Annotated in this window: 20 protein-coding genes; 14 read left to right on the top strand and 6 right to left on the bottom strand. The window is 61.3% G+C overall.

Annotated features, from left to right (window positions below):
- Positions 1–8 precede the first annotated feature (8 nt).
- Complete coding sequence (locus tag OHL14_RS19325; protein WP_263381011.1) at positions 9–956, bottom strand: aldo/keto reductase; 948 nt, start codon at positions 954–956, stop codon at positions 9–11.
- Here OHL14_RS19325 and OHL14_RS19320 point away from each other — a divergent pair.
- A complete protein-coding gene (locus tag OHL14_RS19320) occupies positions 955–2,331 on the top strand; it encodes an MFS transporter (RefSeq protein ID WP_263381010.1) in 1,377 nt (458 codons plus the stop codon). The genes OHL14_RS19325 and OHL14_RS19320 overlap by 2 nt on opposite strands.
- A 7-nt stretch (positions 2,332–2,338) precedes the next feature.
- Here OHL14_RS19320 and OHL14_RS19315 read toward each other — a convergent pair whose 3' ends face one another.
- Together OHL14_RS19315 and OHL14_RS19310 are read right to left on the bottom strand one after the other, a co-directional pair.
- Positions 2,339–3,178 carry a rhomboid family intramembrane serine protease gene (locus tag OHL14_RS19315; protein ID WP_263381009.1) on the bottom strand — a complete coding sequence of 280 codons (840 nt, stop codon included), beginning with the start codon at positions 3,176–3,178 and terminating at the stop codon, positions 2,339–2,341.
- Positions 3,179–3,198: 20 nt separating this feature from the next.
- Entirely contained in the window at positions 3,199–4,758 is a 1,560-nt protein-coding gene (locus OHL14_RS19310) for a M20/M25/M40 family metallo-hydrolase (RefSeq protein WP_263381008.1), read from the bottom strand.
- A 203-nt stretch (positions 4,759–4,961) separates the two neighbouring features.
- Here OHL14_RS19310 and OHL14_RS19305 point away from each other — a divergent pair, with 203 nt between their 5' ends.
- The 5 genes from OHL14_RS19305 (at position 4,962) to OHL14_RS19285 (ending at position 9,995) form a co-directional block, all read left to right on the top strand.
- On the top strand, positions 4,962–5,171 hold the full coding sequence (locus OHL14_RS19305; RefSeq protein WP_263381007.1) for a hypothetical protein: 210 nt from the start codon (positions 4,962–4,964) through the stop codon (positions 5,169–5,171).
- Positions 5,119–5,544: a carboxypeptidase regulatory-like domain-containing protein gene (locus OHL14_RS19300; protein ID WP_263381006.1), complete on the top strand. Its 426-nt coding sequence runs from the start codon at positions 5,119–5,121 to the stop codon at positions 5,542–5,544. The genes OHL14_RS19305 and OHL14_RS19300 overlap by 53 nt, the downstream gene beginning before the upstream one ends.
- A gap of 112 nt (positions 5,545–5,656) precedes the next feature.
- A complete protein-coding gene (locus tag OHL14_RS19295) occupies positions 5,657–7,033 on the top strand; it encodes a DNA polymerase Y family protein (RefSeq protein WP_263381005.1) in 1,377 nt (458 codons plus the stop codon).
- 157 nt (positions 7,034–7,190) lie between these two features.
- Complete coding sequence (locus OHL14_RS19290) at positions 7,191–8,537, top strand: amidohydrolase family protein (RefSeq protein WP_263381004.1); 1,347 nt, start codon at positions 7,191–7,193, stop codon at positions 8,535–8,537.
- Positions 8,538–9,995 (top strand): amidohydrolase family protein, encoded by a 1,458-nt coding sequence (locus OHL14_RS19285; RefSeq protein WP_263381003.1) that lies wholly within the window; start codon positions 8,538–8,540, stop codon positions 9,993–9,995.
- 106 nt (positions 9,996–10,101) lie between these two features.
- Here the strand turns inward: OHL14_RS19285 and OHL14_RS19280 are convergent, their stop codons facing one another.
- A complete protein-coding gene (locus tag OHL14_RS19280; RefSeq protein ID WP_263381002.1) occupies positions 10,102–10,650 on the bottom strand; it encodes an RDD family protein in 549 nt (182 codons plus the stop codon).
- Positions 10,651–10,793: 143 nt separating this feature from the next.
- Between OHL14_RS19280 and OHL14_RS19275 the strand changes: the two genes are divergently transcribed.
- The 5 genes from OHL14_RS19275 to lipA all read left to right on the top strand — a co-directional run bounded on the left by OHL14_RS19275 (position 10,794) and on the right by lipA (position 15,946).
- Positions 10,794–11,723 carry an ABC transporter ATP-binding protein gene (locus OHL14_RS19275; RefSeq protein ID WP_263381001.1) on the top strand — a complete coding sequence of 310 codons (930 nt, stop codon included), beginning with the start codon at positions 10,794–10,796 and terminating at the stop codon, positions 11,721–11,723.
- A 72-nt stretch (positions 11,724–11,795) separates the two neighbouring features.
- Positions 11,796–12,602 carry an ABC transporter permease gene (locus tag OHL14_RS19270; protein ID WP_263381000.1) on the top strand — a complete coding sequence of 269 codons (807 nt, stop codon included), beginning with the start codon at positions 11,796–11,798 and terminating at the stop codon, positions 12,600–12,602.
- Between the two features lie 194 nt (positions 12,603–12,796).
- Complete coding sequence (locus OHL14_RS19265; protein WP_263380999.1) at positions 12,797–13,984, top strand: sensor histidine kinase; 1,188 nt, start codon at positions 12,797–12,799, stop codon at positions 13,982–13,984.
- Between the two features lie 241 nt (positions 13,985–14,225).
- A complete protein-coding gene (locus tag OHL14_RS19260; protein WP_263380998.1) occupies positions 14,226–14,843 on the top strand; it encodes a response regulator transcription factor in 618 nt (205 codons plus the stop codon).
- Positions 14,844–15,013: 170 nt separating this feature from the next.
- A complete protein-coding gene (gene lipA / locus OHL14_RS19255; RefSeq protein WP_263380997.1) occupies positions 15,014–15,946 on the top strand; it encodes a lipoyl synthase in 933 nt (310 codons plus the stop codon).
- Here the strand turns inward: lipA and OHL14_RS19250 are convergent.
- Both OHL14_RS19250 and OHL14_RS19245 read right to left on the bottom strand, forming a co-directional pair.
- The gene (locus OHL14_RS19250; RefSeq protein WP_317890440.1) at positions 15,943–16,842 is read right to left on the bottom strand and encodes an SDR family oxidoreductase; all 900 of its coding nucleotides are present in this window, start codon (positions 16,840–16,842) and stop codon (positions 15,943–15,945) included. The two genes, lipA and OHL14_RS19250, sit on opposite strands and share 4 nt — an antisense overlap.
- Positions 16,843–16,894: 52 nt before the next feature.
- A complete protein-coding gene (locus OHL14_RS19245; protein ID WP_263380996.1) occupies positions 16,895–19,066 on the bottom strand; it encodes a molybdopterin-containing oxidoreductase family protein in 2,172 nt (723 codons plus the stop codon).
- 49 nt (positions 19,067–19,115) lie between these two features.
- Here OHL14_RS19245 and OHL14_RS19240 point away from each other — a divergent pair, with 49 nt between their 5' ends.
- From OHL14_RS19240 to OHL14_RS19230, 3 genes are all read left to right on the top strand, one after another.
- Positions 19,116–19,577, top strand: a complete 462-nt coding sequence (locus OHL14_RS19240) for a YybH family protein (protein WP_263380995.1) — start codon at positions 19,116–19,118, stop codon at positions 19,575–19,577.
- Between the two features lie 69 nt (positions 19,578–19,646).
- Positions 19,647–20,099, top strand: a complete 453-nt coding sequence (locus tag OHL14_RS19235; RefSeq protein WP_263380994.1) for a YybH family protein — start codon at positions 19,647–19,649, stop codon at positions 20,097–20,099.
- Entirely contained in the window at positions 20,099–20,881 is a 783-nt protein-coding gene (locus tag OHL14_RS19230; RefSeq protein WP_263380993.1) for an ATP-binding cassette domain-containing protein, read from the top strand. Before OHL14_RS19235 ends, OHL14_RS19230 begins: the two co-directional genes overlap by 1 nt.

Raw genomic sequence — 20,881 nt, 5'->3', positions numbered from 1 at the left:
CCTGCCGGCTAGTACGCGCTGGCGTCCGTCAGCGTCGACACCTGCGCCGCACTCAACTCCAACTCCACAGCTGCAAACAACGCATCCAGCTGCTTCGTGCTCGTCGCACTCGCAATCGGAGCCGTGATCGTCGGCTGCGCCAGCAGCCATGCCAGCGAGATCGCAGCCTGCTCCGCGCCGGTCTCCTCACTTACCTGTTTCAGCGCCTTAAGGATCTTCATGCCGCGCTCATCGAAATACTTCTCCACGCGCGACGAGCGGTTCTTGCCCTGGCTGTCCTCAAGCGTCTGATACTTGCCCGTCAGAAATCCCGAGGCCAGCGAGAAATACGGAATCACTCCCAAACCTAGCTCCTCTGCCACCGGCGCAAGGTCCTTCTCGTAGTCCTGACGATCATGCAGGTTGTACTCCGGCTGCAGTGTCACATACTTCGGCAGCTTCTTCGCATCGGCCACCTTCGCCGCCTCCCGCAGCCTGTCGCCCTTGTAGTTCGAAGCCCCGATGAACCGCACCTTGCCCTGATCCATCAACTGCGCATACGCATCCAGCGTCTCTTCCAGCGGCGTCGCCTCATCATCCTTGTGCGACTGGTACAGATCGATGTAGTCCGTCTGCAGCCGCTTCAGCGAGTTCTCCACCTCTTCGAAGATCCACTTCTTCGACAGGCCCTCGCCATTCGGCATCTTCATGCCGACCTTTGTCAGCAGCGTCACCTTGTCGCGCTTGCCGCTCTGCTTCAGCCACTTGCCGATGATCGTCTCCGACTCGCCACCCTTGTTCCCCGGCACCCACACCGAGTACACATCCGCCGTGTCGATGCAGTTGAACCCGCGGTCCACAAACGCATCCAGAATTCCGAACGAGGTCGCCTCATCGATCGTCCATCCAAACACGTTGCCGCCGAATACCAACGGCACAATCTCCAACTCGCTCTTGCCCAGTGTGCGCTTCTGCATGATTCTCCTTTTCACTTCGTTGGAGTGCCCCCAACCCCCGCAGGATGCCAACCACCAGCCGATCACCGCCCAATCCGCAGGAAAACCTGCGTCGGCAGCTTGCCCCAGCCATCCAATCTCCATGTCGTCTGTTGCAGTTACGTCAGCGACGAACTCCGCCCAGCCCTCCGAAATTTCTTCGACTCCCAGCGGCCTTCGTCCCTACAGCCACGTCCTCGCCGTCTTCTTCTGCGGCACCTTCGCCTTTCTCGATCTCTACTGCACGCAGCCACTCCTGCCGCTGCTCGCGCATGTCTTCCATGCGTCTGAGGTCCACGTAGGCCTCACTATCAGCGCCTCCACCGTCGGCGTCGCCGTCTCCTCCGCGCTGCTGGCCCTCTTCGGCGAACGCTTCCCCCGCAAGCGAGTCATCCTTGCCTCCATGCTCGCGCTTGCGACCGCCACGCTGCTCACCGCGACCGCCACCAGCCTCAATGTGCTCGCCTTCTGGCGTCTTATTCAAGGCCTCGTCACCCCCGGCATCTTCATCCTCACCATCGCCTACGTCACCGAAGAGTGGCCCGCCCTGCTTGTCCCCCGCGTCATGAGCGCCTACGTCGCCGGCACCGTCTTCGGCGGCTTCACCGGCCGCTTCCTCGGAGGCACCATCGCCGCACACCTCGGCTGGCGTCCCGTCTTCCTCGTGCTCGGCATTGGAGGTCTCATCGGCGCCGCTGTCACCCTGCGCCTCCTTAAGCCCCCGGCCATGAAGCACAAGCGCGGCACCGCGGCTTCGCGCTTCACCCCGGTTCTGAACAACCTCCGCAACCCGCGCCTCGCTGCCACCTTTGGCATCGGCTTCTGCATGCTGTTCACGCTGATCTCCATCTTCAGCTTCATCACCTTCTACCTGAGCGAGTCACCCTTCAACCTCACCACCCAGCAGCTGAGCTATCTCTTCGCCGTCTACCTCTTTGGTCTCGCCGCCACCCTCGCCGCCGGCACCATCCTCGCAAAGATCGGCCTGCGCCACGGCATGCTCGGCGCGATCGCTCTCTGCATCACTGGCTCTCTGCTCACACTCGTTCCGTCGCTCTTTGTGGTCGCACTCGGCCTGTCGCTCGCCAGCTCCGGCATCTTCATCTCGCAGACCTGTGCCAACAGCTTTCTCCGCGACGCCGCTCCCGCCGGGGCCCGCGTCTCCGCTGCTGGTATGTATATCTGCAGCTACTACATCGGTGGCACCGCCGGTGGCATCCTCCCCGGGATCGCCTACAGGCTCGCCGGTTGGCCCGGCTGCGTCGCTCTTACCTGCACCATGCTGATCGTCGCAGGTCTGCTGGCCATCGTCTTCTGGCCCTCACACTCCACTCACACCGACCCCATTCCGCTCTAACTCGCGGTCAGTTCATCCACTTCTTATCGCTCAGATCGCGCGGCGTCCCGTTCGGATCGATATACCGCCCATCTTTATCGAGGCTCACGTCCTTGCCCTGCTTTCGCATGTACACCGTGAACTTCTTCGCCGCTCTCCGACGCTTCGCACGGTAGTACGCATTACGAATTCCGAACCACCACTCGCTCACCGCCACCCGGACCCCGCGCCGCGGTGCAAAGTGCAGGAACACAAACCCGCATAGCGCCGCCAGCACGGCCACCGCCGAACCGAAACGGTCCCCACCCACCAGTGCCAGCGCCAGGTACACCAGCACATAAATCACCGCCAGGTACTTTGCCTTCACGCTCAGGATGAACTGGAACCGAACCTCTTGCTCCGGATTCGCATACGCAAACGCCACCACAGCAGCCAGCACAAACGGCCATAGCCCCATTGTCTGCGCGAACGGCACCCAGCGGTTCCCCGGTCCGAGTGCCACCGCGATCAGCGATGCCAGCAGACCACCACCAATGGTCGTCAGCAGAAAGTACTCCATCAGCCAGCGGCCGCCGCGCTCTTCCTCCAGCGCCGACGCAAAGAACCACACCGACAGCAGCGCAAACAGCAGGTTCAGCAGACCTTCTGTCACAAACGGATACGACAAAAACTGCCACACCGCACCATGCAGCGCAATATCCGGCACCAGTCCCGCAAGGTTATGTAGCCGGATATCCATCTCCGGCGATAGCAGGCCAATGATCGCCAGCCCAAAGTACGCAATCAGCGCAGTCAGAATGATGCGCCGCGTCACACCGCGGAACGGAGGCAGCGCCAGCATCACCGGCCCGTTGGAACGAAACGCCATCAGAACTCCTGAGTTTTAGTCTACTGTGCCTTGCGCGGTGCCGAAGGCGACATCGTCGCTCGCCGCGCCGGGTACGGCACGACCGCCGGGCTGCGATGCCCTGCCGCGTCCACACTCCGCACGCCAAACACAACGTTGTCCTTTGAGATGCCGAGCTTCAGCGTCAAAGCTGTACCCGCCGATTGAACATTCGTCCACGTCGGCGCCGCCGTCGGCCGCCACACCACCTCGTACGTCGTGCCCGCTGGCGCGCCCGCGGGTGCTTTCCAGCTGATCACCGAGAAGTTGTCGTTGAAACCATTGGTGATCTTCACATCCGGAAACGTCACGTCCGTCGGCTCGCCCGGAGCCAGCGCAAACGTCGCCAGGCTCGCCGAGTTCATCCGCGCCACGTTCGCCACGTACTTCGTGTCCACAAACTTCAGGTAGTCGCCAAACTCAACCGGCCCATCCGTCCCGTCCGGCAGCTCGCCCGTCTCGGTGCGCAGGTCCTGGTGCTGATGGTTGAAGTTCTCCTGCCACTCCGTGATGCGCACCGCGGCAAATCCCTCGGCATTGAAGCTGGAGTGATCGCCGCCCCGGCCGAAACGGTCGCGACGGAACTCCAGCACCGGATGAAACGCAGGCAGCATCCGCACCAGGTGGCTCCGCATGTGCCCCGGAGCCGCCGGCGGTGCCGCAGCCTCGCCCGAGCGGAAATACGTCGCGCTCACCTCTGCAATCGCTCGCGCAACCTCGCGCGAAGGCGAATCTGATTCATACCCATATGTCTGCAGCGTGTGCAGTTCTTCCAACGTTGCCGGGCTCGGTACGCCTTCGCTGAACACCCGCACCTGCGACTTGTCCCACGGCGCGCCCTCGGTCGTATCGCCGCCGACGATGTCGTTATTCAACACCGCCTCCAGCTCCCAGCCCTCGGCCTTCGCCAGCCTGGCCAAGTGGCGGCTGCCGTTCAATCCCTGCTCCTCACCCGCCACCGCCACAAACACGATCGTCGACGGAAACTTCAATCCCGCCTTCCACGCCGCCGCCAGCGTTCGCGCTGATTCAATCGAAACCGCCGTGCCGCTGGCATCGTCGTTCGCTCCCGGCGCCGCATCATGCGTATTGAAGTTATCGGAGTTGCGCGAGTCGTAGTGTCCGGTTACCAGCACGCGCCGCGCAGCCTGTGCCGGATCCGAACCCTTCAACACCGCGTAGATGTTCTGCAGCCGCGTATCGCGCGTTATCCGCGAGCCAGCCTTCGCAGCCTCCACAAAGTCGTCGCGCTTCACCTCCAGGCAGCCATCACAGCTCTCGCTGATACGCGTGTACTCGCTGAAGATCCAGTCCGCTGCCGCGTTGATGCCCGTACCCGCCGGCAAGTCCTTGTCCATGCTCGAAAGCGTCGAACGGTTTTTGAACGACACCAGCTTTTCAATATCCGCATGAATGTTGTCAGGAGAGATCTGCGCAATCGCCGCCGCAATCTTTGGGTCCACCCGCGACGTCGGCAGGGCCGTATACGCCTGCTGCGTCACACCCGCAGCCGAAGCTGTCATCGCCAGAACACATACCGCCATATACCGCTTACGATTCATCTGCTCTCTCCAAATACTGATTTGAGGCAACCGTATAGCCCAATCCGGCAACACAAGGTTGACGTGTGTTCACTCTCCCGCTAGAACTAGGAAAGCGGCTTCATCTGGGACGGTGAGTACTAACTTGTTTCATCGTACTCGTCTCATCTCGTAGCGCGAAACCTTAACCGCACGCTAAGCCGTGCCACCACAGGAGAAACCGTATGTCCGTAGTTTGCCCTGAATGCGATAACCCTTTGGACATCGACGTCGACGACGTAGATGCTGGTGAAGTAGTCACCTGCGACGAATGCGGCACCGATCTCGAGATCGTCTCCGTCGATCCGCTTGAGATAGCACCCGTCGAAGAAGAAGGATACGATGATGAAGATGATGACCTTCTCGCTGACGACGAAGATGAAGAAGATGAATAAGCGTGCGTCCCGCACGGCCCTGCTGCTCGCTGTCGCAACGCTGATGGTTCCGGGAGCGCTTTGCATCACCGTCGGCACGCCTTCTCTGCTCGCCCAGTCGACACAGAAAGACCGCACGGTCGACGGCAAGGTCGTCAATAAAACCGAAGCGATCCTTCCTGGCTCGGTCGTCTACCTCAAGGACACCAAGAGCCTCAGCGTGAAAACCTACATCTGCGACGAAGAGGGCAAGTACCACTTCGGCGCTCTCTCGCAGAACACCGACTACGAGCTTTGGGCCACCTCCAACGGCGTCAAGTCCAACACCAAGAGCATCAGCTCCTTCGACTCCAAGAGCAGCTACTACTTCGTTCTGACCGTCTCCGGCAAATAACGAAGCTCTGCACGGAATAAGAAGAGGGGTCGCCACTAGCGGCCCTTTTCCTGCGTCCAGCGTAGCGAAGAAGCGGCGAATATAATCTCTCTTGCAGCACTGGTGCGAGACCATGGCCGAACCCCTCCAATCCGATGACCTCTTCGGCTTCCTCCACGTCGATCTGAACTCCTTCTTCGCCTCGGTCGAACAGGAGCTCCACCCCGAGTACCGCAACCGGCCCCTCGGCGTTACCGCCACCATGGCCGACACCGGCACCCTCATCGCTGCCAGCTACGAAGCCAAAGCCCTCAAGATCCGCACCGGCACGAAGGTCGCCGAAGCCCGTCAGCTCTGCCCGGACATCGTCCTCGTCTCCAGCGACCACTCCGTCTACGCCAAGTTCTCCCACAACATCACTAAGGCCGTCGAGCGCATCTGCCCCGTCGCCCACAATCCCTCCATCGACGAGATGGTCTGCCAGCTCATGGGCCGCGAGCGCCAGCCACCCAACGCCCGCCGCATCGCCCTCGACATCAAGCAGGCCATCAAGGACGACGTCGGCAGCACCCTGCGCTGCTCCATCGGCATGGCGCCCAATCGCTACCTCGCCAAGATCGCCAGCGACATGCAGAAGCCCGACGGCCTCATCGGCCTCCTGCCCTCACAGCTTCCCCGCGCCCTCGCCCACCTCGAGCTCCGCGACCTCCCCGGCGTCGGCGCCAGGACCGAAGCCCGCCTCAACGCCAAGGGCATCACCACCATGCCCCAGCTCCTCGCGCTAGACCGCGCAGGTATGCACAAGCTCATGGACTCCGTTTGGGGCGACCGTATGTACCACTGGCTCCGCGGCCACGATACCGGCGACGACGGCGCCCCCGTCCCCAGCGAGATCCAGAAGTCTCTCGGCCACTCCCACGTCCTCGCCCCCGAACACCGCACCCCCGAAGGCGCCTGGGCGGTCGCCCATAAGCTCCTCCACAAAGCTGCCATGCGCCTCCGCATGGAGCATTTCTACACCGCCTCCCTCGCCGTCACCATCAAGTACTCCCTCAGTCGCGATCAGGCTAGATCCCTGGGTGATTGTCATCCCGAGCGCAGCGAAGGACCTGCTCCTGCCCCCGCCCAGGCCCGCGTCCGCAAACACACCTCCGGCATCACCCAGACCGGCTGGGGCATGGAGGCCCGCTTCCAGCCCGCGCAGGACACACTTTCACTGCTCGCCGCCCTGCAAGGCTGCTGGAAACAAGCGCCCAACGGCCCCGAGCACCAGAAGCCGTTCTTCGTCGGCGTCACCATGACTAAGCTCATCCCCGAAGCCGAATACCAGGCGGGCCTCTTCGAAGAACCCGGCAACCGCAATCAGCTCTCCCACACCATGGACAAGCTGAATCTCAAGTACGGCCACTCCACGCTGCACTTCGCCGGCATGCTCCCCGCCCGAGACTCCGCCCCGACCCGCATCGCCTTCACCCAGATCCCCGTCCAGTACGGCAACGACTGGATGTAGAACCTCCTGCTGCCAACTGTTCGTCAACTGCTGACAAATCGTCACGAGTTGCAGTTTGAAACTGCAGATTGGGCAGCCTCACCGTGCTAGCATCGACCTACCGCAACTCAATCCAGAGGTCTCTCCGATGCCCGCAACCACTCCGCATCCAGTCAGAGTGTCCCCACTCCTCTACTGCGCCTTCGCCTTCAGCGCAGTCAGCCTCTTCGCCACCTCGGCCCATGCGCAGACCATCCCCGACCTCGTCATCAAGAACGCCACCGTCATGACCGCCTCGCACGGCACCATCGAGCACGGCGCCGTATGGCTCCACAACGGCAAGATCGCCGGCGTCGGCGCTACCGTCAACGCTCCCCCCGGAGCCACCATCATCGACGCCGCAGGCAAGTACGTCACCCCCGGCATCGTCGACCCGCACTCCCACTCCGCCCTAGGCAATGATGTCAACGAAGCCACCAGCCCCGTCACCCCCAGCATGATGATGATCGACGCCTTCGACAACAACGATCGCGCCCTCTACTTCGCCCTCGCTGGCGGCGTCACTACCGAACTCCTCCTGCACGGCTCCGCCAACATGATCGGCGGCCAGAACATCAGCATCAAAAACCGCTTCGGCCGCAGCCGCGACGAGATGCTCTTCGCCGGCGCGCCACGCACCATCAAGTTCGCCTCTGGTGAAAACCCCAAGCGCGTCTACGGCTCCAAGGGCCAGCTCCCCTCCACCCGCATGGGCAACTTCGAGGTCATGCGCCAGTCCTTCGAAGACGCCAAGGTTTACAAAGCCGGTTGGGACTCCTACAACGCGAAAGTCGCCAAGGGTGACAAGGACGCCGTCGCTCCTCATCGCGACCTCAAGCTCGAAGCCCTCTCCGACGTCCTCAGCGGCAAGCTACTCGTCGAAATCCACTGCTATCGCGCCGACGAGTTCCTCACCGAAGAAGCCATCGCCAAGGAGTACGGCTACAAGATCCGCGCCTTCCATCACGCCCTCGAGATGTACAAAGTCGGCGGCGAGATAGCCAAGGACGGCACCGGCATCGCCACCTTCGCCGACTGGTGGGGCTTCAAGGACGAAGCCTGGGACGCGATCCCGTGGAACGCCGTCATGTCCATGCGCGAAGGCGTTAAGGTCGCGCTCAAGTCCGACTCCAACGACTTCGTTCGCCGCCTCAACCAGGAGGCCGGCAAGATGGTCCACTACGGCGGAGCCACTGAAGACGAAGCCATCCGCATGATTACCCTCAACGCCGCATGGATCATGGGCGTCGACGACAAGGTTGGCTCCCTCGACATAGGCAAGGACGGCGACGTCGTCATCTGGAACACCGACCCGCTCAGCAGTTACGCCCGCGCCGAGAAAGTCTTCATCGACGGCGACCTCTACTTCGACTCCTCGCTCCCCGGCTACGGCACCACCCACTTCACCGGAGTCATGCACGGCGGCGGCTTTGGCGGCAGCGACGACGAGAGCGCAGAAGATGCCCAAGTAGGAGGTGGCAACTAAATGAATAAGAATTACTCTGTCATTCTGAGCGAAGCCTCCAAGCGAGCGCAGCGAGTCGAAGGGGCGCAGCCGAAGAACCCCGAAGGTGCTCGCGCGCGCCATACAGCCACGCTTCTTTTCAACCTCTGCACCCTCGCTGCTATCTCGATGGTGGCTACCGCAGCCCACGCCCAGGCCATCATGGTCGACACCACCATCAAGCCCGGCATCACCGCCATAGTCGGCGGCAAGCTCCTCACCGTCACCCACGGCACCATCGAAAACGGCGTCCTCCTCATGGAGAACGGCAAGATCACCGCCGCCGGTCCCGCCGCCTCCGTCAAAGTCCCGAAGAACGCCACCATCATCGACGCCAAGGGCATGACCGTCTACCCTGGCCTCATCGACGCCGAGACCAACCTCGGCCTCACCGAGGTTGCCTCCGATCAGGTCAACAACGATCTCGTCGAGACCTCCGAAGAAATCTTCCCCAACATGCACGTCTACGACGCCTTCCACGCCGAGACCGAGCACATCCCAATCGACCGCTACAACGGGATCACCAACGCCGTCGTCGCTCCCCGCGCCTCCGACACCATGCCCGGCCAGGACAGCTTCATCCAGCTCGCGGGCCGCGACCGCGACCAGATGCTCCTCAACCGCGACGTCTCCCTCGCCATGAACTTCGGCAACGGCCCCAAGCGCGGCGGTCGTGGCGAAGGCGCTGGCGGAGGTCGCTATCCCTCCACCCGCATGGGCGAGATCACGCAACTCCGCCAGGCCCTCATCGACGCGCAGGAGTACATGAAGGCACGCGCTTCAGGCACTTCCAAGTCCGACGACACCGCCTCCGGTAAGGAAGGCAAAGGCGGCAAGCCCGGCAGCAAGTTCGACCTCAAGAACGAAGCCCTCATCCCCTACCTCAAGGGCGAGCGCCCCGTCATCATCGGCGTCGAAGAAGGTCACGATGTCGAAGCCATCATGGAGCTCGCGCAGGAGTTCCACCTGAAGGTCGTGCTCTCGCGCCTCACCCACGCGCAGGGCGTGCTCGATAAGATCGCCAGCTACCACGTCCCCGTCATCGTCGGCCCCATCTACGAGCTGCCCGAAGCTGGCGAGCGTTACGACGCCGTTTACTCGCTCCCCGCAGAACTGCAGAAGCGCGGCGTCAAGGTCACCATCGCCTCCTACGACAACGAGTTCCTACGTAACCTCCCCTACGCCGCCGGATACGCCGTTGCCTACGGCCTGCCCTACGACGAAGCCCTCAAGTCCATCACCCTCTACCCCGCCGAGATCTTCGGCGTCGCCGACAAGCTCGGTTCCCTCGATGCAGGCAAAACAGCCAACGTCGTCATCGCCAACGGCGACCCCCTCGACGTCCGCACCAACGTCAAGCAGGTCTACATCGACGGCATCGCCATCCCCATGGTCACCCGCCAGACCCGCCTCCGCGACGAGTACACGCCCAAACAATAACGCCTCCCCGCAGACAGCAAAGCCCCACTCAACTCGAGTGGGGCTTTGCTATCTTTTCATTTGTCATTCCCGCAGGGAATCTGCTTCTTAATCGGACCAGCAACGACTACAACTCATCCCGCTCATCGTCCACGCTCACCGCATCCGCATCCGCCACCACATCCACCACAATCGTCTCCGCAATCCGATCATGCACCGTCATCCGGTTCCGATTGATGTAGTACTGCAGAAATCCAAACCCGCCTTCCAGGATCGAAGCGCCATACCCCAGCCCGCGCTCGATCGACTGCCACCACCCAATCTCGTGATGCGTCAACGACAGCACCTTGATCTTCATCAGCCACTTCCCCGGCGTCTGCCCCTTGCCAAACTTCAGCGCCACCGCAAAGTAGAACGTGCTCTCCACCAGCTCCAGCACCGTCTCCTTCGCCTCCATCAGCATCCACGCAAAGCTGCCCTTCGGCACCTCGATCTCTTCTTTATGCCCATGCATGCCGAAGATCAGCTTCAGAGCCGCGATGATCGCGAAGTCGATCGCAATCGCGATCCCGCGCCGTTTGAAGCTCGCAAGCGGCAGCCCGTTCAGCTCATCCATGCGGTGCGTCTCATGCGCGCGAAACTCCCGCTTCCCCGTCAGCTTCTCAAGTTTCAGCATGACCCTACTTTATCCGAACGCGCTAAGCACCAAATGACAAACGTCACCCCACTTTCCTGACTCCCCTCACTAACGCCCGCACCGCCCGGCTCGCATACTCAATCCTGTCCTCGCACTTCACCGCGTCTCTCAGGAGCACCTCAATGCCCACCACCTTCGCACCGACCACCACCGACACCGTAGCCGCCCTCACCAACATCACCAAGCGCTACGTCAACGGAGTCACCGCTCTCGACAATCTCTCCCTCACCCTCAAGCGTGGCGAGATCGTCGCACTTTTAGGCCCGAATGGTGCCGGCAAATCAACGGCCGTCAAGCTCATGATGGGCCTCAGCTCTCCCACCTCCGGCCAGGTCCGCATCTTCAACAAAGACCCGCGCAACACCCACGCCCGCCTCCGCACCGGTGTCATGCTGCAGGTCGGCCGCGCGCCCGAGATGCTGCGCGTCCGCGAACAGGTCAATATCTTCCGCGGCTATTATCCCGCGCCCATGCCTTACGCCGACCTCGTCAAAGCCGCCGCGCTCGAAGGCATCGAAGAGCGCATGTTCGGCCAGCTCTCCGGCGGCCAGAAGCAGCGCATGCTCTTCGCCCTCGCCCTCGCCGGCGACCCCGACCTCATCTTCCTCGACGAGCCCACCGTCGGCCTCGACATCGAAGCCCGTCGCGCCATGTGGGCCGAGATCCGCTCCCTCGCCGCCCGCGGCAAGACCGTCCTCCTCACCACGCACTACCTCGAAGAAGCCGACGCCCTCGCCCACCGCATCGTCGTCATCAATAAGGGTCGCGTCATCTGCTCCGGCACCCCCGCCGAGGTCAAATCCCTCGGCTCCAGCACCGACGCCGCCGCCACCCTCAAGATCATCCGCTGCGTCACCACCCTCCCAGCAGAGACACTGCACAACCTCATCGGTGTCACCGCAGCCGACACCCTCAACGGCCTCACCACTCTCACCAGCGCGCAGACCGAAGCCACCCTGCGCGAACTCCTCGCGCTCGATCAATCTCTGCACTCGCTCGAAGTCGCCAGCCCCGCCCTCGAAGACGCCTTCCTAGCCCTCACCTCGAACTAGTTCTCAGTTCTCAGTTCTCAGTTTGTGCCTTTTACGGACAACTGAGAACGCACAACTCCAAGGAGACCTCCCATGTCCACCACCGCCATCCCCATGCCCACTACCACCGCCCTCAAGCCGCCCAGCGTCCTCCGCATCTTCATCACCGAAATCCGCTACGAGATCCTCCGCAGCCTGCGCACCCGCGCCTACTCGCTCGCCGCCATCGGCTTCCCCGTTATGTTCTACTGCCTCTTCGGCCTGCTCCTCAATCGCAACGAGATCATCGGCAGCGTCTCCGTCGCCAAATATCTACTCGGCGGCTACGCTGTCTTCGGCTCCCTGGGAGCCGCCATCTTCGGCATCGGCGTTGGCGTCGCTCTCGACCGCTCCGCTGGCTGGCTCGATCTCAAGCACGCCAGTCCCATGCCTCCGCTCGCGTACATCCTCTCCAAATGCAGCATGGCCGTGGTCTATTCCTTCCTCATCGTCTGCGTCCTCACCGCACTCGGCATCGCCCTGGGCCACGTCCACATCACCGCAATCGAGTTCGCGCGCATCGCCCTCATCGCCGCCATCGGAGCCATCCCGTTCTCCTGCCTCGGACTCGCCATGGCCTTCACCGTTCCCCCCGCTGCTGCTGGCGGCATCGCGAACCTCGTCTACCTGCCTATGAGCTTTCTCTCTGGCCTCTGGGTGCCCCTGCAGTTCCTTCCAAAGATCCTGCAGCAGATTGCGCCCGTCCTCCCCACCTACCATCTCGCTCAGATGATGTACGCCGCACTCGGCGCTCCCTCGCACGGAACGCTCACCCAGCACCTCCTCGGTCTCACAGGCTTTTCCATCCTCATGATCGGCATCACCTGGTTCGCCATCTACCACCGCGAACAAAACTCCTGACAAGGTGATGAGGTTTCATCCAAAGATGCGTATTGAGATTGTCATCCCGAGCGCAGCGAAGGACCTGCTATTTGCCCATAGCAGCGCAACGATCCCGAGCTCATGAGCACAGTCCAGCTCATCCCACCAACAACCAACAACTGATAACTGGCAACTGGCAACTTCCCTGTCTCCATTACACTTCTCCCAAAGCCATGTCGACGACTCCCTCCAACATCCCGCCCAACCGCCGCAACGTCGCATGGCTTTGGTTCGCCTACGTGGGCTTCATCTTCATCGATCCCATCTTCGATCCAAGTCTCGCCCTCTGGACCATCACCCTCGCAGCCGTCGCCGTCTTCGCTCTCATCTTCACCCTCTACATGCGGTGCGACGAAAACGAAGCCTCCCCCCGCCGCTATTGGCTCATCGCCGCCACCTTCGTCCTTGGTCTTCTCGTCTTCCCCTTCAACGGAGGCGGTTCGACCTTCTTCATCTACACTGCCGCCTTCCTTCCCTTCACCATCAGCTCCACCCGTCGCGTCCTTCTGCTCTTCCTTGCCGAAAGCCTCATTATCCTCGGGGAAGGCCAGCTCGTCCGTCAGCACCTCGTCTTCGTAGGCGCAGGGATGCACGTGGGCTGGCCCAACATCTTCATCGCCAGCCTCCTGCTGCTCATCATCGGCGTAGCCAATATCTTCTTCGCCGAGCAGAAACGCTTCACCCAGGCGCAGCTCCGGGCCTCCCACGCCCTGCGCGACGCCCAGGACCAGAACCTCGCTCTCGCCGCCGTCGCCGAGCGCGAACGCATCGCTCGCGACCTTCACGACGTCCTCGGCCACACCCTCTCCGTCATCACCCTCAAAGCCGAACTCGCCGGCCGTCTCATCGAACGCGACCCCGCCCGCGCCGCCGCCGAGATCGCCGACGTCGAACGCCTCGCCCGCACCTCCCTCTCCGAAGTCCGCGAAGCCATCACCGGCTACCGCGCCCGAGGCCTCGCCGCCGAGATCGAAGCCGCCCGCCGCACCCTCGACGCCGCCGGTGTCACCCTTCTACTTACGGAGGAACAGGGTGCCCCAGGTCCGGATTCTCGGACCTGGGATGGACCCACGAAGAACCTCACCCCCACCGAAGAAACCGTCCTCTCCCTCGCCCTCCGCGAAGCCGTCACCAACATCGTGCGCCACGCCCACGCCACCACCTGCACGCTACACTTCGTTGCCCCCGCAGACACCACCCTCCGCCGCCTCATCATCGAAGACAACGGCCTATCCCCCACACCGCCCCGCGAAGGCAATGGCCTCCGCGGCATGCGCGCCCGCATCGAATCCATCGGCGGCAACCTCGCCCTCGAATCCGGCCCAGGCACCCGCCTCCTCATTACTTTGCCCCAATCTTGATCCCTGTAAGTCTTGGCCCCTGCATGTCTTGTTCCCTGCACGGTCCGGTACCCAGATGCTTTAGCATCGGATCTCATATCCCACTAACAAGAACGGGGGCTTCAACCCCGGAGCGAACGCATAATCCTTTAAACTCTGTCATTCTGAGCCAAGGACGCAGCCCGTAGCCGAAGAACCCCGACACCCCCAACTCACCACGACCGTCCGGAACCCTCTCAACCAATAACTTCTGGAGCTTGGCATGGCCACCCCCAAAATCCGCGTCCTCCTCGCCGAAGACCAGACCATGCTCCGCGGAGCCCTAGCCGCCCTGCTCTCTCTCGAACCCGACATCACCGTCGTAGCAGAGGCCACCAACGGCAACGAGGCCCTCAAGCTCATCCAGCAGCACGCCCCCGACATCGTCGTCACCGACATCGAAATGCCCCAACGCACCGGCCTCGAGCTCGCCGCCGCTCTCAACGAAGCCGAGAGCAAATCCCGCGTCATCATCCTCACCACCTTCGCCCGCCCCGGCTACCTGCGCCGAGCGCTCGACGCAGGCGCGCGCGGCTATCTCCTCAAAGAACGTCCCGCCTCCGAACTCGCCGAAGCCATCCGCAAGGTCCACGCCGGTCTGCGCGCCATCGATCCCACCCTCGCCGCCGAAGCCTGGGCTGCCGATCCCGACCCGCTCTCCGACCGCGAACGCCAGATCCTCCAGCGCGCCGGCGATGGCCGCTCTTCCGCCGAAATAGCCACCGACCTCCACCTTTCCGAAGGCACCGTCCGCAACTACCTCTCCGAAGCCATCGCCAAGCTAGGCGCTACCAACCGCACGGACGCCGCCCGCATCGCCCGCTCCAAGGGTTGGCTCTAGGCTTTTGCGAGTGCACCCTCCGTGCGCTCTACCCTCTTCGAATCAAGAGTTTGCCCGATTTTGCCCTCATTCGCCCCGTCCAGAGACACCTAAACGACTCAATATCAATACTTTGAGCTAGAAAGTATGGGGGGGTAGGGGGTATATCGCCCAACAAGTACAATAAAAGCGTGGCACCCCTCGTCCAATCCGACGCACTCATCCAGATCGATCTGACGCCGCGCAAGCCCGCTCCGAAGCCTGAATGGCTCAAAGCGCGCGCTCCCATGGGTGAGACATTTCATTCACTAAAGAAACTCGCCCGCGAGCTCAATCTTCACACCGTCTGCGAATCCGCACATTGCCCAAACATCGGCGAATGCTGGAACCACAAGACCGCAACGTTCATGATGCTTGGCAACCTCTGCACGCGTCGCTGCGGCTTCTGCGCAGTTCCCAAAGGCAAACCTGAACCGATTGATCACGAAGAGCCTTCACGCGTCGCATACGCTGTTGCGCAGCTCGGTCTGAAACACGCAGTCATCACCAGCGTGAATCGCGATGACGACAATCTCGGCGCAGCACGCGCCTTCGTCAATGTCATTCAGGAAATCCGCCGCCAGTCGCCAGGAACGCAGGTGGAAGTTCTCACTCCCGATTTTCAAGGAGTCGATGAAGCTCGTCGTTTGGTTGTCGCTGCTCGCCCCGAGATTCTGAACCACAACATCGAAACCGTTCCTCGCCTCTATCGCGTCGCCAAATCCGGCGGTCGCTACGAGAAGTCGCTGCACTTTCTAGACAGCGCGAAGAAGGAATCAAGCGAGCACGAACTCGGCCCAATCGTGACCAAAACCGGCATCATCGTCGGCATGGGCGAAGAGATGCACGAGCTCATCGCCGTCTTCCGCGATCTCGCCGATCGCAAGGTCGACATCCTCACCATCGGTCAATATCTGCGCCCATCACGCGATCATCTCCCAATGTCGCGCTTCTACACTCCGGATGAATTCGCTTTCCTCAAGCACGAAGCCATGCAGATGGGATTCAAACACGTAGAGTCAGGCCCGCTCGTGCGCTCCAGCTACCACGCACACGAACAGGCCCAATCGACAGGTTTGGCTTAGCCGACTTCGAGTCCGCCAGTCGCTCCGTACACTTCGCCAGTCACGTAACTCGATTCCTGGCTCGCCAGCAGCACATACAACGGCGACATCTCAACAGGCTGTCCGGGGCGCTTCATCGGCGTCTCCGAGCCGAACGCGGGAATCTTCTTCGCAGGCTGTCCTCCGCTCGATTGCAGCGGCGTCCACACAGGTCCAGGCGCAACGCAGTTCACTCGAATCCCATCTTCTGCAACCTGTCTCGCCAAAGCTCGCGTGAACGCCAGAATCGCGGCCTTTGTCGGCGCATAGTCCAGCAAACTCGGGCTAGGATGCGTAGCCTGAATCGACGCGGTCGTAATGATCGAACCACCCTTCGGCATCACGGCAAGCGCCTCTTGACACATCCAGAACAGCGCAAACACATTCACCCGATACGTCTCTTCCATCTGCTTGGTCGTCACATCGGCAATCTTTTCTACCGCATGCTGCTTGCCCGCAACTGCGGCAAAGATGTCGAGACCACCAAGCTTCTTGTACGCATCCTTCACCACCTTGCGAGCGAACCTCTCGTTGCTGATGTCGCCAGGAAACGCAAATGCCTTGCGTCCTTCAGCCTCGATGAGTGCGATCACTTCCTTCGCATCCGACTCTTCGCTCGGCAGATAGCTGATCGCAACATCCGCGCCTTCGCGGGCAAATGCGATTGCTGCAGCGCGGCCAATCCCGGAATCGCCACCCGTAACAAGCGCCTTGCGGTTCGGCAGACGACCGCTTCCGCGATAACTCGTTTCGCCGTGATCTGCCTTCGGCGTCATCTTGCTGTCGAGCCCAGGAACAGACTGCTTCTGGCTGCGGAACTTCGGTTGCGGATACTGTTTTGTCGGGTCCTGCAGTGTGTACAAATCCTTGACGGCCACGTTCACTCCTCTGCTCGCGTCGCGGGCATGAAAACTGAGATGCAGTCACGCGTCAGTCTGCTGCTATCGCCGTATCAGATCGTGTTTGCGGGACTTCCACGAGCTTCGCAACTTCAACCATCGTCGAGTAGAACGTTGCGCCGCCGCCGATATCCGTGATGCGTTCGCTCGTCAGCGCGTTCACGTTGGAACCATCGGGTGAGAGCTTCTGCCAGTCCAGCCGCGCCGCCACAACGCCGGCGGCAATGGATTCACCGACACGCGCAGTTAGAGTAACGCGACCTCGCGCATTCCGGACCTCAACGGCATCTCCCGACTGTAACCCGCGCGCAGCCGCGTCGCTCGTATGCATCTCCAGCACGCCTGCGGTCTTCTGCTCCATTTTCTGGTGAACGGCCAAGTTGGCGAACGTCGTGTTCATGAAATTATCTGCCTTCCGTGGCAAAAACTCGAGCGGATACTGTTCGCTGCGTTCGGCACCGTTGCGCGATTCGCTGGCAGCGATCCATATCGGCACGGGCGTAAGTTCACCGCGTCCGCTGGTTGTGCCGAACCAATCGGCTGTACTGAACGGCAAAGCCTCGCCTTGCGCATTCACGGGCAATTGCAGCGCAATGTGACCTTCCTCTTCCAGCCGCTCCTTCGTAATACCCGCAAACCACGGGTGATCGGTACCGAGCGCCTGCGCGATCAGTTCGTCTTCATCCACAGCGAACAGCGACTCTTCAAAGCCCATACGCAGACCAAGCTTTCCAAAGAGCGCCACGTTGCTGCGAGCTTCTCCGAGCGGAGCAATCGCAGGCATCGACATCTGCGCCTGCAGATGTCCGTAGGCTCCCATCAAGTCCTTATGCTCCAGGAACGTCGTCGCTGGCAGCACGATATCTGCGTAGTCCGTCGTATCGGTGAAGAACTGTTCATGGACGACGGTGAATAGATCGTCGCGGCGCAGACCTTCCAACACGCTCGCCGAGTTCGGCGCAACTGCGGCTGCGTTGCAGTTGTAGACAAACAACGCCTTCACGGCAGGCTCATCCAGCTCGGTCAGCGCCTCCCCGAGTTGACTCATATTCACGACGCGCGACGCACGCTTCAGCGGGCTTTGCAGCATCAGCTCTGGCATTTGCAAACTAGCCGAGTCAAAAGGAAACGAGCCGCTGGTCGACAGCAGCATACCACCACCGCGCTTCTGCCAGCTGCCTGTAATTAGTGGCAACATCGCAACGGCACGTGCAGCAGTTCCACCATTCTCACTGCGCTGAATTCCGTAGTTCATCCGAATCACGGCTGGCCGACGACCTTGCCTGCCAGCTTCGCCGTAAGCCCGCGCAAGTGCCTCGATCCTCTCCGCCGCGATGCCGGTGATCTCCGCAGCTCGCTCCGGCGCGTGCTCCGGCTTCAATGCGTGTGCGCGCAGCTCCTCCGCTCCAGTAGTGCAGTCAGCGAGATAGGCCGCATCTTCAAGCCCCTCGCGAAAGAGCACATGCATGATTGAAAGAGCCAGCAAGCCATCGGTTCCAGGACGAATGGCGAGGTGCTGATCCGCAAGCGCGGCTGTACGTGTCTTATAAGGATCGATCACCACAAGCTTTGCACCGGTCCGTCGAGCCTCCTCAATGAACGGCCACAGGTGGATATTGTTGCCGTGGATGTTCGCGCCCCACGCGATGATGAGCCCTGCGAACGCGAAGTCCTGCGGGACCGTCCCAAGCTTCATGCCATACACGCTCGCCAGCGCAGCAGCTCCAGCGCTGGCGCAGATTGTCCGGTCCAGCTGCGACGCGCCGAGCCGATGAAAGAAGCGGCGGTCCATCGAACCGTAACCCAGCTGTCCGATGGTTCCTGCGTAGCTGTAGGGCAAAATGCTCTCTGGTCCAAACTCTCCGGCAGTCGCTTCCAGCTTGCGCGCAATGCTGTCGAGCGCCTCATCCCAGCTGATGCGGTCGAAGGCCTCCGCTTCGCGTCCTTTGGGCAGCGGGCCTTTCGCTACACCTGGCTTACGGCGCATCGGATATAACAGCCGCTCCGGCGAATACACGCGATCGAGATAGCGTGCGACCTTGCCACAGAGGAATCCGCGCGTCACCGGATGCGTGGGATCACCCTGCACCTTCGTCGCTCGCCCCGTGAGCTGATCGACCGTGACAAGCACACCGCACGAGTCCGGGCAGTCGTGTGTGCACACGGCATGAATAGTCTTCAGCTTGGACTCGAGCGCGGACATAGGTATATTGTAGGCGTTCCGCTTCAACGATTTTCAAGGGAGACCACCCATGCGTTTGCTTCGTCTGCTGCTTGTCGCCTCTGCACTTGCCTGCCCTCTCATTGCTGCCGCGCAGAGCCCGGCAGACACGACTGCCATCCTTGCCATGATGAATAAGTCTTCGGACGACTGGAACAAAGGCGACATGGACGCCTTTGCGACTGCGTACAAAAACTCGCCCGATATTCTCTTCATCGGTCGCAAGACCAGTCGTGGCTACGACCAGATGGTCGCTACCTACAAGAAGAGTTACGCAACACGTGAGGCGATGGGCCAGTTGACGTTCTCGCAGCTTGAGGTGCAGCCGCTCGACGCGCACTTCGCGACCGTCACCGGCCACTTCCACCTGGAGCGCAAAGCAACAGGCGGAGGCAACGCCGATGGCTACTATCTGCTTGTAGTTGAGAAGACTGCGGCGGGCTGGAAGATCGTGCGCGATGACAGCACATCCTTAGCGCCATCCCAACATTAGAGCCACGCTGCAACGCGCGGAGACTTGCACTCGTCCTAGAACGATGTAGCCTAGGAGTGGAGCTTCCTCATGCGTAGTTTTCGTAACATCCTTCTCGCCGCAACCTTTTTCACCGCACCTCTTTTTGCTCAGCAGCCAGCCCACCTACCGACGCCTGCTGAGGCTGAACTCAATACCGTTCTGAGCGCGCAGGCTGCAGCGTGGAACAAGGGCGACCTTGCTGCCTACCTGGGTTTCTATAAGGACGCACGCGACACGCAAGCCATGTTCACCAGCCCCATTCGCGGCTTGGCGAGCATTCGGAATGCGTATCTCCTGAGCTTCCCAAATGCAGAAGCTATGGGCACCATCGACGAGAGTGAAATTACGGTCCGACCGATGGGTGAGAACTTTGCTCTGGTGACCGGTGTCTATCATTTGACCCGCAACAAAAAGGCCGGTGGTACGGCAGATGGTCTCTTCACCGACATCCTCGAGAAGACATCGCGCGGCTGGAAGATCGTCTACAGCGCAACCACCTAATGCAGCCCTCGCCCATCATCGAAGCCCGCAATCTCGTGAAGCAGTATGGTGCTGCGCGCGTCGTGGACGACATCTCGCTGCAGTTGTTTCGTGGCGAGACGCTGGGGCTGGTGGGCGAGTCAGGATCAGGCAAGAGCACGGTTGCGCGCATGATCCTGCGGTTGATTGAGCCAACCAGCGGCAGTGTGATCTTCACTGATAGCAACGGTGTTCAACAAAATATCGTTGCGATGAAGACGCGTGAGCTGCGTCGACTTCGGCGAAAGATATCTATCGTGTTTCAGGACCCTTATGCTGCTTTGAACCCGCGACTCTCCGTACAGCAGATTCTGGCGGAACCGTTTGCGATTCATAAGGAACAGCCGAGCGAAGGCTTGCAGGCACGCTTGCTTTCGCTACTGGAGGAAGTGGGGCTGCCTGAGAGCGCTCTGACGCGCTATCCGCATGAGTTCTCTGGCGGGCAGCGGCAGCGCGTAAACATCGCACGCGCGCTTGCGCTTCGGCCCGAATTGCTGGTGCTCGATGAACCTGTAAGTGCGCTCGATGTCTCCGTCGCTGCACAGGTCATCAATCTGCTACGCGATCTGCAGACGCGCTATGGGTTAACGTTATTGTTCATCTCGCACTCCATGCCGCTAGTGCGGTACCTGTGCCAGCGTGTGGTCGTGATGCAACGTGGGCGAGTCGTGGAGACAGGTACATGGAGCGAGGTCTGCGAAAGCCCGAAGGAGGCGTACACGCAGCAGCTTCTCGCTGCGACACCAGAACTGCCATTGAGTTAG

The organism is Granulicella paludicola (assembly GCF_025685545.1).
Lineage (GTDB): Bacteria > Acidobacteriota > Terriglobia > Terriglobales > Acidobacteriaceae > Granulicella > Granulicella paludicola.
Note: the sequence above shows the minus strand (reverse complement) of the source record. Positions and strands in the feature narration are given on the sequence as shown.

Coding starts and splice junctions, on each gene's coding strand:
- OHL14_RS19320 (WP_263381010.1), top strand. CDS start 955: ATGATTCTCCTTTTCACTTCGTTGGAGTGCCCCCAACCCCCGCAGGAT.
- OHL14_RS19325 (WP_263381011.1), bottom strand. CDS start 956: ATGCAGAAGCGCACACTGGGCAAGAGCGAGTTGGAGATTGTGCCGTTG.
- OHL14_RS19315 (WP_263381009.1), bottom strand. CDS start 3,178: ATGGCGTTTCGTTCCAACGGGCCGGTGATGCTGGCGCTGCCTCCGTTC.
- OHL14_RS19310 (WP_263381008.1), bottom strand. CDS start 4,758: ATGAATCGTAAGCGGTATATGGCGGTATGTGTTCTGGCGATGACAGCT.
- OHL14_RS19305 (WP_263381007.1), top strand. CDS start 4,962: ATGTCCGTAGTTTGCCCTGAATGCGATAACCCTTTGGACATCGACGTC.
- OHL14_RS19300 (WP_263381006.1), top strand. CDS start 5,119: ATGATGAAGATGATGACCTTCTCGCTGACGACGAAGATGAAGAAGATG.
- OHL14_RS19295 (WP_263381005.1), top strand. CDS start 5,657: ATGGCCGAACCCCTCCAATCCGATGACCTCTTCGGCTTCCTCCACGTC.
- OHL14_RS19285 (WP_263381003.1), top strand. CDS start 8,538: ATGAATAAGAATTACTCTGTCATTCTGAGCGAAGCCTCCAAGCGAGCG.
- OHL14_RS19280 (WP_263381002.1), bottom strand. CDS start 10,650: ATGCTGAAACTTGAGAAGCTGACGGGGAAGCGGGAGTTTCGCGCGCAT.
- OHL14_RS19275 (WP_263381001.1), top strand. CDS start 10,794: ATGCCCACCACCTTCGCACCGACCACCACCGACACCGTAGCCGCCCTC.
- OHL14_RS19270 (WP_263381000.1), top strand. CDS start 11,796: ATGTCCACCACCGCCATCCCCATGCCCACTACCACCGCCCTCAAGCCG.
- OHL14_RS19265 (WP_263380999.1), top strand. CDS start 12,797: ATGTCGACGACTCCCTCCAACATCCCGCCCAACCGCCGCAACGTCGCA.
- OHL14_RS19260 (WP_263380998.1), top strand. CDS start 14,226: ATGGCCACCCCCAAAATCCGCGTCCTCCTCGCCGAAGACCAGACCATG.
- OHL14_RS19245 (WP_263380996.1), bottom strand. CDS start 19,066: ATGTCCGCGCTCGAGTCCAAGCTGAAGACTATTCATGCCGTGTGCACA.
- OHL14_RS19240 (WP_263380995.1), top strand. CDS start 19,116: ATGCGTTTGCTTCGTCTGCTGCTTGTCGCCTCTGCACTTGCCTGCCCT.
- OHL14_RS19235 (WP_263380994.1), top strand. CDS start 19,647: ATGCGTAGTTTTCGTAACATCCTTCTCGCCGCAACCTTTTTCACCGCA.
- OHL14_RS19230 (WP_263380993.1), top strand. CDS start 20,099: ATGCAGCCCTCGCCCATCATCGAAGCCCGCAATCTCGTGAAGCAGTAT.